The sequence below is a fragment of the Mucilaginibacter sediminis genome, assembly GCF_051903035.1.
In the GTDB taxonomy this organism is placed as follows: Bacteria; Bacteroidota; Bacteroidia; order Sphingobacteriales; family Sphingobacteriaceae; genus Mucilaginibacter.
On record NZ_CP170602.1, the window covers coordinates 3,881,315 to 3,894,951 of the forward strand.

General features: G+C 42.7%; 13 protein-coding genes. 4 read left to right on the forward strand and 9 right to left on the reverse strand.

Annotated elements, in window-relative coordinates:
• The first annotated feature begins 95 nt into the window (after positions 1-95).
• Together ACFGVS_RS15810 and ACFGVS_RS15815 are read left to right on the forward strand one after the other, a co-directional pair.
• Positions 96-2,099, forward strand: coding sequence for a M1 family metallopeptidase (locus ACFGVS_RS15810; RefSeq protein WP_439694677.1), 2,004 nt, complete (start codon positions 96-98; stop codon positions 2,097-2,099).
• A gap of 75 nt (positions 2,100-2,174) precedes the next feature.
• Complete coding sequence (locus ACFGVS_RS15815; RefSeq protein WP_439694678.1) at positions 2,175-2,303, forward strand: hypothetical protein; 129 nt, start codon at positions 2,175-2,177, stop codon at positions 2,301-2,303.
• A 26-nt stretch (positions 2,304-2,329) separates the two neighbouring features.
• Here the strand turns inward: ACFGVS_RS15815 and ACFGVS_RS15820 are convergent, their stop codons facing one another.
• Positions 2,330-3,463: a BamA/TamA family outer membrane protein gene (locus ACFGVS_RS15820; RefSeq protein WP_439694679.1), complete on the reverse strand. Its 1,134-nt coding sequence runs from the start codon at positions 3,461-3,463 to the stop codon at positions 2,330-2,332.
• A 347-nt stretch (positions 3,464-3,810) separates the two neighbouring features.
• Positions 3,811-5,742 (reverse strand): 1-deoxy-D-xylulose-5-phosphate synthase, encoded by a 1,932-nt coding sequence (dxs, locus tag ACFGVS_RS15825; RefSeq protein WP_439699251.1) that lies wholly within the window; start codon positions 5,740-5,742, stop codon positions 3,811-3,813.
• Between the two features lie 200 nt (positions 5,743-5,942).
• Between dxs and ACFGVS_RS15830 the strand changes: the two genes are divergently transcribed.
• Both ACFGVS_RS15830 and ACFGVS_RS15835 read left to right on the forward strand, forming a co-directional pair.
• Positions 5,943-6,689, forward strand: a complete 747-nt coding sequence (locus ACFGVS_RS15830; protein WP_090642309.1) for a segregation and condensation protein A — start codon at positions 5,943-5,945, stop codon at positions 6,687-6,689.
• Between the two features lie 197 nt (positions 6,690-6,886).
• The gene (locus tag ACFGVS_RS15835) at positions 6,887-7,615 is read left to right on the forward strand and encodes a YjjG family noncanonical pyrimidine nucleotidase (RefSeq protein WP_274211542.1); all 729 of its coding nucleotides are present in this window, start codon (positions 6,887-6,889) and stop codon (positions 7,613-7,615) included.
• Between the two features lie 74 nt (positions 7,616-7,689).
• Here ACFGVS_RS15835 and ACFGVS_RS15840 read toward each other — a convergent pair whose 3' ends face one another.
• The 7 genes from ACFGVS_RS15840 to lptC all read right to left on the reverse strand — a co-directional run bounded on the left by ACFGVS_RS15840 (position 7,690) and on the right by lptC (position 13,635).
• Positions 7,690-8,133: a type II toxin-antitoxin system VapC family toxin gene (locus ACFGVS_RS15840; RefSeq protein WP_274211541.1), complete on the reverse strand. Its 444-nt coding sequence runs from the start codon at positions 8,131-8,133 to the stop codon at positions 7,690-7,692.
• The gene (locus ACFGVS_RS15845) at positions 8,133-8,381 is read right to left on the reverse strand and encodes a hypothetical protein (RefSeq protein ID WP_274211540.1); all 249 of its coding nucleotides are present in this window, start codon (positions 8,379-8,381) and stop codon (positions 8,133-8,135) included. Before ACFGVS_RS15845 ends, ACFGVS_RS15840 begins: the two co-directional genes overlap by 1 nt.
• Before the next feature lie 145 nt (positions 8,382-8,526).
• A complete protein-coding gene (locus tag ACFGVS_RS15850; protein ID WP_090642297.1) occupies positions 8,527-9,090 on the reverse strand; it encodes a DUF3109 family protein in 564 nt (187 codons plus the stop codon).
• An 8-nt stretch (positions 9,091-9,098) separates the two neighbouring features.
• Positions 9,099-9,875 carry a DUF3108 domain-containing protein gene (locus ACFGVS_RS15855; RefSeq protein WP_274211539.1) on the reverse strand — a complete coding sequence of 259 codons (777 nt, stop codon included), beginning with the start codon at positions 9,873-9,875 and terminating at the stop codon, positions 9,099-9,101.
• Between the two features lie 149 nt (positions 9,876-10,024).
• Complete coding sequence (locus ACFGVS_RS15860) at positions 10,025-10,540, reverse strand: DUF2480 family protein (RefSeq protein WP_090642291.1); 516 nt, start codon at positions 10,538-10,540, stop codon at positions 10,025-10,027.
• A 273-nt stretch (positions 10,541-10,813) separates the two neighbouring features.
• Positions 10,814-12,955, reverse strand: coding sequence for a SurA N-terminal domain-containing protein (locus ACFGVS_RS15865; RefSeq protein ID WP_439694680.1), 2,142 nt, complete (start codon positions 12,953-12,955; stop codon positions 10,814-10,816).
• Between the two features lie 95 nt (positions 12,956-13,050).
• Complete coding sequence (lptC, locus tag ACFGVS_RS15870) at positions 13,051-13,635, reverse strand: LPS export ABC transporter periplasmic protein LptC (RefSeq protein WP_439694681.1); 585 nt, start codon at positions 13,633-13,635, stop codon at positions 13,051-13,053.
• Positions 13,636-13,637: the final 2 nt, after the last annotated feature.

The window sequence follows — 13,637 nt, forward strand, 5'->3', positions numbered from 1 at the left end:
ATTCACTAATTAACAAACACGTAACAATCATTTTACGGGCGGTTTAAAAAAGCTTTTTTGTGTATACTTGCTTTGTATTCTCAAAATTGACTGAAATGAATTTAAAACTAATGGCCGGTTTAAGTACGGCCTTTATGATGGCTATTGCTGCCGTTAACGCGCAACAGGCACCAACCCCTCCTCCAGCAGCCGCACCTGCATCTGATTACAGTTATCATGAGGCTTTTGGCCCGCCATTTTATACTAAAAATGGCACCGAGTTTCGTGCGGCCGACGGACAACCGGGCGCAAAATACTGGCAAAACCGCGCCGACTATAGCCTGGCCGCAACCCTGGATGATAAAAGCAACCTGATTACCGGTTCGGAAGTTTTAACTTATACCAACAACAGTCCGCAAAACTTAAGCTTTTTATGGATGCAGCTGGATCAGAATTTGTTTAAATTAGATTCGCGCGGTACGGCAATTGTACCGCCAACCGGCAGCCGTAACTGGGGCCGTGGCGAAGCATTTGATGCGGGCTACAAAATAAAATCGGTAAAAGCTGTTGACGCAAAAGGCGGCACTACCGATGTTAAATTCCTGATTAGCGATACCCGCATGCAGGTATTTTTGCCAAAGCAGGTAACTGCTAATGGCGGTAACGTAAAGCTGAAAATAGAATATTCATTTGTATCGCCCAATTACGGATCAGACCGTATGGGATACCTGGACGATAAAAAATCAAAAAACGGGAAAATATATACCGTGGCCCAGTGGTACCCACGCATGTGCGTATATGACGATGTAATGGGATGGAATACCCAGCCGTATACCGGCCCGGGTGAGTTTTACCTGGAGTATGGTGATTTCGACCTGAGTATTACTGCTCCTGCAAACCACATTGTAGTGGCTTCTGGCGAATTATTGAATCCAACCGAAGTATATACCCCTGAGCAGCAAAAACGCTGGGCACAAGCTGCCACAAGCGAAAAAACAGTAGTTATCCGTTCGGCTGCCGAAGTTACCGATCCTAAATCCCGCCCGGCTGGTAAGGCTACACTTACCTGGCGCTTTAAAATAAAGAATGCGCGCGATGCTTCATGGGCTTCGTCTGCAGCGTTTATTATTGATGCCGCTAAAATGGATTTGCCAAGCGGTAAAAAATCTATCGCAATTTCGGCCTACCCGGTTGAAAGTGACGGACAGGATGCCTGGTCTCGCTCAACTGAGTATGTGAAAAAATCTATCGAGTACAACTCGGCAAAATGGTTTGAATTCCCTTACCCTGCTGCTACAGCCGTTGCCGGCATTGTGGGTGGTATGGAATATCCCGGCATTGTTTTCTGCGGGTACACTGCAAAAAAAGGCGGACTTTGGGGCGTGAATGACCATGAATTTGGCCACACCTGGTTCCCGATGATTGTAGGATCAAACGAGCGTTTATATGGCTGGATGGACGAAGGGTTTAATACGTTTATCAACACCTTATCAACCGCCGATTTTAATAATGGAGAATACAACCGCAAGGCCGGAGATATGCATAAAACAGCCCTGGTGTTAACAAGGCCGGAGTTGGAGCCCGTATTAAGTCAGCCTGCCAACCTTAAAGAAAAAAATACCGGTATCCTGTTATACTTTAAGCCTGGCGTTGGTCTTACTTTGCTGCGCGAGCAAATTTTAGGTCCCGAGCGTTTTGATTTTGCGTTTCAAACCTATATCAAACGCTGGGCATTTAAACACCCAACACCTGATGACTTTTTCCGCACTATGGAAAATGCATCCGGCGAAAGCCTGCAATGGTTCTGGAGAGGCTGGTTCCTGAATAACTGGCGTTTGGATGTTGCTGTAAGCGATGTAAAATATGTTGATAACGATGCTACTAAAGGCGCTATGATCACCATTGATAATCTTGGTAAGTTGGCCATGCCGGTTACCCTGGAAATAAAAACCAAAAGTGGTAAAGTGGACAGGCTGAAACTACCTGTTGAAGTTTGGGAACGCAATGCTACCTGGACGTTTAAATATCCATCAACAGAAGAAATTGAATCTGTTACTTACGACCCGGACAAAGTTTTACCGGATTACAACCCTGACAATAACGTTTGGACAAAGAAATAACACTAAAAAAAACCCGGTTAACGCCGGGTTTTTTGTTATAAACACGGCCACCTATTGGTATTTTAACTTTGGCATATGGAAGACAGACAGGTGCATATGCGTTGTTATATTTTCCAGGCAATATTACAGCCACCAGGCCGAAGCAGAAATGCCGCATATAAAGGCGACCGACGAGAGTTTGCCGGCGTTCCGAACGATGATTAAGCAAAACAAAACCCGCAGCTAAGTAATTAGAACGCCTGTCCCAATGCGGCGTAAAAGCCACTTTGCCTTTTTTCGCCAGGATTTTTCTGGCCCACCCCATAATCAGCGCGAATGCTGAGGCCCTTTTCAATGTCGAAAAAGTATCGTACACCACCCCCATAATTAGGTTTTAGTTGCGCCCAGCTGAAGCTTTTGTTGAATACCTCGCCCGTGCCTGCAAAACCTACGAGGCCAATACGCGGACTTAGCCGATAGCGTAGTTCAGTTTGGCCGGCAAGCAAATTCCGGTCGCGGTAACGGCCATTGTAATAGCCACGCATGAGTTCGTCATTCCCTAACGCCGGCAACCAGTAAAATGGCGAACTACGACCGGTAAGGCTCTGTTCCTGTATATCTACACCTAAAACCAGCTTTTTTGCCAAAGCGAAAAACTGTGAATACTCTATATTTAAAAAGCCTCCATTATAACCTTTATTGCCAAATCCCTTAATTATTTCAAAAGAGCTGGTAATTATCATACCTTTTGTAGTATAGGTGTTGTTATTGCGGCTGTCATATGTGATGCTTGGGCCAAGATATATATTACTGCCCCCGCCATGGTTTTCTACCCTCCGGTCGGTGTAAAAAATAGTATTCTTTGGTTCGGGAGGGATTCTGTATTGAATACCCCCCGCTACAATACCCGCATAAAGCCTGTCAGACAGTTTTTTTTCTACACTTAAGTATCCCTTAGTCCGTTTTTGACCAATACGCACCGCGTCGGCGCTGCGGGTATTATTACCAATACCATAAAAGTTGAAAGGAAAGTTCATGAAACTAATGCCAGCAGTATAATGGTAGCCATTATCGGGCGTCCAATAGCTAATATTTAAACTTAATCGGCTTTGGCCTTTGGTGGTTACGGTGCCATATCCAAAAACACTTGATACCCGGGTGTTGCTTTTTAATGAGTCGCTGTAAAAAGAATATAGGCCTGCACCGCCCACTTCGAGGCCCGTTTCGGGGGCCGAACTCACTGCCGGTAAAATTACGAAGCTGCTTTTTTTTGTGCTATCCTTGTTTAAATACATTTTACGCAAAAATTTTGGAAGAATTTGCGTTTGCGAAAAAACACTTTGCAGGCAAAATATCAGCAGCAATGAGATAACAAATGTTTTCATATAATCGCAGCTAATATAACCTCAATTTTTTTATAAGATTGCCATGGCTTTGGCATTTTAAACTAAAAAGCTGCACGTGTGGTATGCCCAGTTTCCTAAAACCCGGGTATCTGTATATAAACAGGTAAATATATTGATGGTATACCGAAGAAAAAGCCCAGACCTCCTGAATTCTGATAAGCTAATTATAGTTAGTTGTAGCGTACAGAATATTTTCCCTATACTCAGAAATTAGTTTTTCTTTCGCTCTTTACACTCGCCAGCTCAACTGCTCAGCGTTCGATTGCAGTTTTAAAGATCATGCCATGCCACCTTTTAGGGACTGGCCTAATTACATCTTCAACTTTTTACGACGCTATTGTATGTGCATTGCGCTGGGCACCTAAGCTTTTAACCTGCCTGGCAATTCCATCGGCATCAAAACCGCATTCGGCCCAAAGTTCGGGTTGTTCGCCATGCTCAACTATCCTGTCGGGTATACCTAAGCGTTTCACCTGGGTTTTCTGAGAACCGTTATCGGCCATGAATTCCAGTATCGCACTGCCCATCCCGCCTTCAAGGCATCCGTCTTCAACGGTAATCACCTTATCAAATTTCCTGAATACTTCGTGTAACAACGCTTCATCAAGTGGTTTCACAAAACGCATATCGTAATGAGCAGGATAGTAACCCTCGTTATTTAACGCAGCTATGGCTTTTACAGCCTCGTTCCCGATGGCCCCAATAGATAGTATCGCTACATCCTCGCCGTCGCAAATTTTCCGGCCTTTACCTACAGGTATCGCTTTGAAGGGGCGTTGCCAGTCAACCATCACACCATTACCGCGCGGGTACCTAATTACAAACGGGCCCATGTTTTCCTGCTGGGCTGTATACATCAGGTTACGTAGTTCTTCCTCGTTCATTGGTGCTGATACCGTCATGTTAGGAATACAACGCATATAGGCCAGGTCATAAGCGCCGTGGTGGGTTGGGCCATCGGCACCTGCAAAACCGGCGCGATCAAGGCAAAGCACCACATTTAGTTTTTGTATGGCCACATCGTGTATCACCTGGTCATACGCCCTTTGCATAAAGCTGGAGTAGATATTACAAAACGGAACCAGGCCCTGGGTTGCCAAACCTGCCGAAAAAGTTACGGCATGTTGCTCGGCAATACCCACATCAAAAGCCCGGTTAGGCATAGCCTTCATCATCAGGTTTAATGAACAGCCTGATGGCATTGCCGGCGTAATACCCATTATTTTAGGGTTTTGCTCAGCAAGTTCAATAATGCTATGGCCAAACACGTCCTGGTATTTAGGTGGCTGTGGTTTATCGTATTTAGCTTTCTTTATCTCACCGGTAATTTTATCAAACAAACCGGGGGCATGCCACTTGGTCTGGTCTTTTTCGGCCAGGGCGTAGCCCTTACCTTTGGTGGTAACGCAATGCAATATTTTGGGTCCCGGAATATCGCGCAGGTCTTTTAAAACTTTCACCAGGTGGTTTACATCGTGGCCGTCTATCGGTCCAAAATACCTGAACTTTAAAGCTTCAAAAAAGTTGCTTCGTTTAAGCAGGGTACCTTTTATGCTTTTTTCTAATTTCTGGGCAATTTTAAACGCATCGGGGCCAATTGCCGATAGCTTGGCCAGCACGTGCGCGATGTCGTCCCTGAAACGGTTGTAGGGCTTGGAAGTAGTAATATCCGTAAGGTATTCCTTCAAAGCGCCAACGTTAGGGTCGATAGACATGTTATTGTCGTTCAGGATCACCAGCAGGTTGGAATTTTCGATACCTGCATGGTTCAAAGCTTCAAAAGCCATACCTGCTGTCATGGCGCCGTCGCCAATAACAGCAACATGCTGCCTGTCGGTTTCGCCTTTATAATGCGATGCCACAGCCATTCCCAAAGCTACAGATATAGATGTTGATGAGTGGCCAACACCAAAAGTGTCATATTCGCTTTCAGATCGTTTAGGAAAACCGCTGATGCCTTTATAAATCCGGTTGGTGTGAAATGCATCCCGGCGTCCTGTGAGTATTTTATGGCCGTAAGCCTGATGCCCTACATCCCAAACTAATTGGTCATAAGGGGTGTTTAAAACGTATTGCAATGCAACAGTTAGCTCAACAACACCCAGGCTGGCGGCAAAGTGGCCACCATTTACCGATACTACATCGACGATATACTGGCGCAGTTCCTGGCAAACTTGTTCAAGTTGATCTTCGTTAAGTTGCTTTAAATCAGAAGGGTAATTTATTTTTGATAATAAATCGCCGGCCGGTACCTGCATTGACATTTGTAATCTGTATTTAACTTACAAAGTAAACTAATTATTTATAAATAAAGCATATCGATTTGTATTAAAAAAGCGTCAGGAATTAAGCATCAAGAGGCAAGGCAAAACAGCCTTTTGTTTATGTTACCTGTCTACTCAAAAAATCTTGCCTCCTGATTCTTCATTCTTGATTCTCCTTCCCTATTTTTACAGTCATGACCGACGACAGCTTTGCCATAAGATTACCCCAGTTTGAAGGCCCGTTTGATCTGTTGCTGTTTTTTATTGAGCGCGATGAACTGGACATCCATGATATCCCCATTGCCAAAATTGCCGACGATTTTTTGAACTACATTCACCAGATGACCAGCCTGAACATGGAGCTGGCCAGCGAGTTTATTTTTGTTGCCGCAACGCTAATGCGCATTAAAGCCAAAATGCTGTTGCCCCGTTACGAAGCCGAAAATGCCGCAGATGATACCGATACCAAGGAAAACCTGATCCGTAAGCTGATAGAATATAAAAAGTTTAAGGAACTGTGCGACGAACTGCGTCCTTACGAGGAGGAGCGTTTTAAACAGGAGAAACGCGGTAACATTAAGCACGACCTGGAGCAGGTAGAAAAAGTAGTACTTCCGGGCGAAGAGCTATCAGAAATAAGCCTATACAAGCTGATGATGGTGCACGAACGCCTGATGCGCAACTATCTTAACCGCAGCGAAGAGGTAAAGCATACCGTAGTTCAGTACCCTTACACAATCGAAAAACAAAAGCAAGCTGTTGCCGATCTGCTTAAGATCAACAAAATGCTCGATTTTAAGGCCTTAGCCAAAGAGTCGGAAAATAAGGTGCATTTTGTGTACAATTTTTTGGCTGTATTGGAGATGCTGCAACAGGAACTAATAGAAATACAAATAGGCTTGGGATATAATAACTTTTGGATATCGCCGAAACAGATATGAGATGTTAGATTTGAGACAAAATATAGTCGGCGAAACGAAGGCTTATTTAAGCCCGGGTTGCCGCTGTTATATTGAGGGCAGATCAGTTTTTAATGCTAAAAAGGTAACAGCAACCAATCTAATAACGACCTTTGCAGCGCGATGGGCAGTTGACTGGCGGATGTTGCTCTTTCGTATCGCAAATGCATAATATCCAAATGAAAAATCAATCAGAAACTCCCCCTCCGAAATCCGAAATCAAAAAGCATATCTTTTTCGATCTTGATCATACCATCTGGGATTTTGATAAAAATGCCGAGGAGGCTTTGCATGAACTTTATCACCTTCACCAGCTTGAGCGCGTCGGCCTTACTTCCGCAGGCCTGTTTATTGAAACTTATACGCGCAATAACCACCAGCTTTGGGCACAATACCATACCGGACAAATTACTAAAGATGAGCTGCGCGATGCACGTTTTAAACGCACCTTTACCGATCTTGGCCTGCACCCCGACCTGATGCCTGTTGATTTTGAAGACGCTTATGTGCAATTGTGCCCCACAAAAACAAACCTGTTTCCGCACGCCCATGAAACGCTCACTTACCTGCAATCAAAATATACGCTACACTTGATTTCCAACGGGTTTAAAGACTCTACCCGGATAAAAATTGCAGGCAGCAACCTGGCAGGCTATTTTAAAAATATCATCATCTCTGAGGATGTGGGGGTCAACAAACCCGATAAGGCTATCTTTCAACACGCGGTAGACCTTGCGGGTGCAACCAAGCATGAAAGCGTAATGATTGGCGATAGCCTGGAAGCCGATGTTTATGGCGCTTTGAACTTTGGTATGGACGCTATTTATTTTAACCCCTTTAATGTGCCAAAGCCCGACGATGTACCCGTACAGATAGGGCATTTGAAAGAGTTGGTGGGAATGTTTTAGGCTTTGGTATGCCGACAGTCAACGTAGAGCTTCAACTTTAAGCAAAATAGGACGGACCCGTTTACAATACTATTTTACAATGTTGGTGTTAACTTTTGCACGTCAAAAAACACTCCGTTTAAATGGTCAAAATCTCCATCGGTGGTAACTAGTTGTAACCCAAGCAACGCAGCTAATGAAGCGATCCATAAATCATTTTTGCCCATGTTCCGATGGGTAGAGAAAGGATAATCAACAAAAGCAGGATTTCGACATTGAGAATAACTGTCGATCTCCGTGTATGTATTGACAAACATTTGGCTGATCTCAACGATATTAACGTTATCTAAAAACAAATTAAGTTTATTACGCCGGTTGATACCCCAGTTATTTTGTATTGCTATTGATTTGATCTCTGCTTCTGAAACTACAGAAATATAAATAGGAACACTATCAGGATTTAGTAAGCCAATGATATCATCGTAATTATTTGAGCGGATTAGAATTAAAATGATGTTGGTATCAAATAATAAATTCACTACTTAGAATCTTTTAGATGCTGCATGGTTTGATCCCATTCTTGTTGGGTGAAGGGTTCAGCCGGGGGGGCATTTTTCAGAGCCTTAATTAAACTTTTATTGTTTTTGCCTGATTTTTTACCGAAGGCAGTTGCCCCGCCTGCAGCAAGTATTTCTTCGGGCGAATATGCCTTATGGGTTTTGAACAACCCGTTAGGTGGCAGCGTAATTTCAGGTTTCATTAAGACCTCCGTTTTAGTATCAAACAAATTTACAGAATATTTTGTGCAAAAGCCATAAGTCGCTTAAAACACATTATAGGTTTTTAAACAGAAGACATAGGCAAAGTGCAATTAAATCAACCTCAGCGCCTTAAAAGCAGCAAAGCAGTTTAACCCCAGACAGTAGCTCCCTTTACCTTCCGGCCACCTCATTTTCCAATTCCTGGTACCAATCTGCACCATATTTGCGGATTAACGGGCCTTTTAAGAATTCGTGAACACGTACCTTTAGTTCATCGCCAAATGTGCAGGCGGGGCTGCAAATGCTCCAGCGGTCGTAATTTAACACATCAAACTCCGGGTACGCTGTGATGCGGATGGGATATAAATGGCAGGAGATGGGTTTTTTCCAGGTAACAGCGCCTTCTTCATAAGCTTTTTCGATGCCACATTTAGTGATTCCGTTTTCCCAAATTACATAAGCGCACTCCTTGTTGGTGTCTACACAGGGGGTGGTGTAGTCGCCTTCAAAATCTTTCACATAAGTACCCACCTTTTCGATGGTTTTGATACCCTTGGCGGTTAGGTAAGGCTTTACTTTTGGATATATTTCTTTTAAAATATCAAGTTCGTCGGCATTCAGGGGAGCGCCCGAGTCGCCTTCCAGGCAACACGCGCCTTTGCATTTGTTTAAATTGCAAACAAAGTTTTCCTTTATCACATCCTCGTGCACCAACACGTTACCTACCTCTATCATATTTTAATTTAATTCATTACGGGGTTTAACGGATACTTCAATCCGCTTGCCGATTGAAGCTCCATTGTTATACTGCCTAAAATAACTTCAACATGTGCCTTTACAGGTATCCTGTTGCCATCATTAGTTATCCAAAGGTACAACTTACTATCCTTACGAAAAATACGGCCAGGGATAATTGTGGGGTTAAATTTCAAACAGTTAAAAGTACCCATATCACATTTAATAGTTTCTGTACCTACGTAAGTGATATTCATTTTATGAAAGCCATCCTCTAAAAAATATTGCAGGTCAAATGTCTCCCCTTTTTTAAGTTTGGATACATCTATAGTACGGGCAAAATAATAAGCCGATACAAAATCATATGAATCGCCCTTATATGAAAATTCGCCTTTATTAGCGGTTACTTTATTGTCTTTTTGATCAAAGGTAGCCTTGTCGGTATGCTTCCATTTACCTTCGTGCCGGTCTTCACTGTAAAAGTAAGGCAACAATGTATTTTGATCTACATAAGAATCGTAGCGGTTGCGCACCTTGTAAAATATATCAAAGGTACCTGCTGTTTTTCCTTCGGCAATCAAATGGAAGGCGTTGCCCGGTAATTTTTTGTCACTGGCTTCAATCCTTATATTGGCTTCGGCTGCCTTAAAAAAACCGTATTGCATTTTGTAGCTTAGTTTTTCGCCTACTTTAAACACAGGCCCGGTAACTTTTGCAAGTTCCTGCGCAAAGCCCGAAGCGTAAAACAATACAAAGAACAAGGAGCACGAGAATATTTTTTTCATTAATATTTGCTTTTTAACTGAGCCAATTTGTGTTTATAACCAGCACATGAATATGACAATCGATACTATAAATGGTTTAAACCCATTTTTATTGCCTGAGCCGGAAACTATTGATCAGGGGGATTCAATCAAAAAGCAAATAGTTAATATTAATCTTTACGCTTATAAATTGGCACTGTCGAGCATGGTTCGCCAAACATAATGCTTTTTACTATCGGGGTTAATTTTTTGGTAAGCTCCACATAGGCCGAAACGGGTACTGCTATATCTCCACATCCTTTTAATACAATACGCTGGCCAGCGTATTGCTCCAGATCGGCTTTCGCTATCTCCTTTTCAAACAAAACCGTTTCTAATACATCCGCGTTCCCAAAAACAACCTCACGGGCATAAGGGGCCATCCGGTTTGCCAGCAGCATGTAGGCCCAGGTTGGTACAATAGCGTCAGCGCTGCAGGTAATACCTACGTTTTTGTCCTGGTATTGGGTAAAATCGTGTTCCTTTATAAAATCGCGCAAATCTTTCTCACGCAGCATCAGGCCATGGAACAGGTTATCTTTAATGTCGTAAATAACACGTTCGCCTGCGGGATAAAACGATGCGGGATCTAAAGTAACCAAACCACTTTGGGCTACTTTGTTTACGATGTTTTCCTGTATATCCATAAGTTTAAATTCTAAATCCTAATTGCACTAAATTCTAAATCCTAAATCCTAATTTTAAAACTCTAAAATGTAGATTGAGTTTAATTTTGCCTTGCAAATCGTGTACCTATGATCTATCAGCTGTGCATGACCGATAGCAAAGTTCGCAAATAGATCCTTCGTACCTCAGGATGACAGTTTTTTATTTTTAACAACTCTTAAAACCCCGGGGCAAAAAAAATCCGGGAGACAGTTTTAACGCTGCTCCCGGATGTAAAATTACTTTAATTTATATTATAACAGTTTAGCCCTGTTATCTTTTACATTAGCATTATCTTTCAACGCATCCAATACCTGTCCGTCTGCACGTTGTATTAAGGTTTGCGCTATTTGCTGTTTTTGCCTTAAGTTGTTTGTTAGTGGCGCCGGATTGGTAAAGCCATCAACAATATAAACAAATACGCCTTGTTGCCCGTTAACCGGTTTTGAAAGCGCACCCGGTTTCGAACCGAAGATAGAGCCCACAACTTTGTATTCTGCCCCTTGCTGGCCCGGAATAATTGGGTTAGCAAAAACAATATTTTGAACCGGAACTGCTTTGGTGCCCGCTTTTTGAGCTACCTGGTCAATTGATGATGATGCGTTCAGGGCAGCCGCAAATTTTTCGTTCAGTTGTTTTGCTTTTACTTCGTTACGTACAGCAGGCTCAATTTGCTTTTTAACAACATCAAGCGGTAAGATACCCTTTGGCTTAATTTGAGTTAAACGAGGGATGATATATTGATCGCCAACCGTAAATACTTTATCGGCAAGATCGCCTTTGTCGGCTTTAAAGGCCCATCTTACAACTTCACGGGCGTTATCCAAGCCCGGCAGGCCTGCAGCGGTGCCGGTAACATCATCAGCCGTAAGTTTTTTAACACCTTCTTTTTTAGCTTCGGCGTCAAAATTATCTTTTGTTAATGCAGCTAAAAATCCCTGGGCCTTACTGTAAGCTACAGTTTGCGTTTTACTGCTGGCAACAATCGGTTTATCAACAACAGCAACTTTAATTACTTTTACCGATCCTTTTTGATCCTCAACCTGGATAAGGTGAACACCAAACTGCGAAGTAACCACAATCAGACTGCCCTTGCTTGCTTTAAAAGCCGCATTTGCATATTCAGCGGTTATCTGGCCCTGACCACCGGCCATTAAGCCATTAACATCAAATGAAGGTATTTCGCCACCCTTAACAGCGCTGCCTTTATCTGTCGAGAAAGTGGCTACAAAATCAGTAAACGGCCTGCCGCCTTCAATTAGCTTTTTAAGTGAATCGGCTTTCGTCCTTGCTTTTTCGATGCCGCCTTCAGCCTGAGGGTTAATCAAAATATGCCTTGTCCTAACAGAATCAAAAGTGGTTTTAACATCGCTTAATTTGGCAATTTTATAGCTTCCGTTTGATACGTAAGGACCATAAACAAAGCCTTTGGCAGCGTTAAACATTAAAGTATCTAATTTAGGCTCAAAAGAACCTTTTTTCTGGAATACAAGCGGTGTTTTTGTTTCAGAGTTAATTTGTACAAAAAGCGAATCGTTGGTGCTTACTTTAATGCTGTCAACCAGTTTGTTCACGTCGGCTTTAATAGCAGCGCTATCCTCTTTAGAAGGTGATCCATTAAAAGCAACGTAATCAAATGATCTTGTTTCCTGCTGATTTTTAAATTCAGCTTTGTGGGCATCATAGTAGGCACTGTAATCGGCGTCAGTTAACGTAACCTTAGCATCGGGGATTGATGCGTAATCAAGTGTAGCATATTTAAAGCTAACCAACTTGTTTTTTGCCTGGTAATCATCGTTGGCTTCCAACGAGTTTACGTACAAGCCATTGGTAACAATAGCCATGTACTTTGTTTTTTGTTTGGCCTCAAATACCTGCTTCAGGAATTCCCCCCACTGGCGTTTTGAAGCAGTATCGGCTTTTGATGATGATATAAAGCTTAAATACTGGTTTAGTTTATTTTTATCAAACTGCCCGGTTTGCTGATCGGCAAATTGGGGTACGCGGGTTATCTGCTGGTCGGGGTTATTACCGGTTACCATAGCTGCAGCTTCATCGTCGCCAACTGTTAAGCCCAATTTTTCAATCTCTTTATTAAGCAACAGTTCGCTTATCACCTGGTTCCAGGTAGTTTCCTGAACATAGTTTAATATCTGGGGCGAAAGACTCTGCCCTGATTGTTGCCTAAACTGATTTGTGTTTTGGTCGAGCCTTTTATTAAACTCATCTAATTGAACCTTTTCGCCGTTTACTTCGGCAAGTTCGTTGCGGTCGTCTCTAAAAAAAGACCCACCTGATCTTACTACCTCGCTCACGATGAATGCAAAAAGTGCAACCCCAATAAAGATTGCCAGGATTTTTCCCATCCGTTCGCGCAAGAAACCCATTATACCCATATACTTCTGTAATTATTATATTCTTTTAAAAGAGGGCGCAAGATACAATTTTTAGTAAAATTCTATAACACAAAATTTTCCTGAAAAAAACAACATTATTGTGTCACTTTTTCGTCCACATGAAATATGCCTTTGCTATTTTGTAAGGTTGGATGCAGGAAAGCGTCGTCGCTTTCAAAACTATCACCGTTCATTACGTTGCCGCCGTTCATAGTTACCTCGACAGGTTTGTGCGAATAAACTTTTTTTGTAGTCTGGTCCCAGTAAAGCTCGTCAGATTTATAGGTTTCGCCCTTGGCATTGGTTGCCACCACATTTTTATGAAACTCTATCAGCTTTTTGCTATCGCGGGAAATGCCTGTATCTGCAACAATATTGCCCGATTCCTGCTGGGTTTGCTTATCGTAAAGTATAACCTTTACACCTTTGGGCATTACCTTATAAGGATCTTTTGTTTGGTACTGCAACATAAGCGGGGCTAACAAGTGCAGCTTTACTTTTGCCGAGTCGCTCATAATCAAATCAACCCCGGTTGTTGGTTCAACTACTATCCCTACTTCGTTAGATGCAATCTCTTTAACCTTGTTCAGGTCATTTTCGCAGGATGATATGGAAAAAGCAAGCAGGGGCAATAACAGCAGGCCTAAGCCTTTTACATATTTTGCCCCGTGGTACATCATGT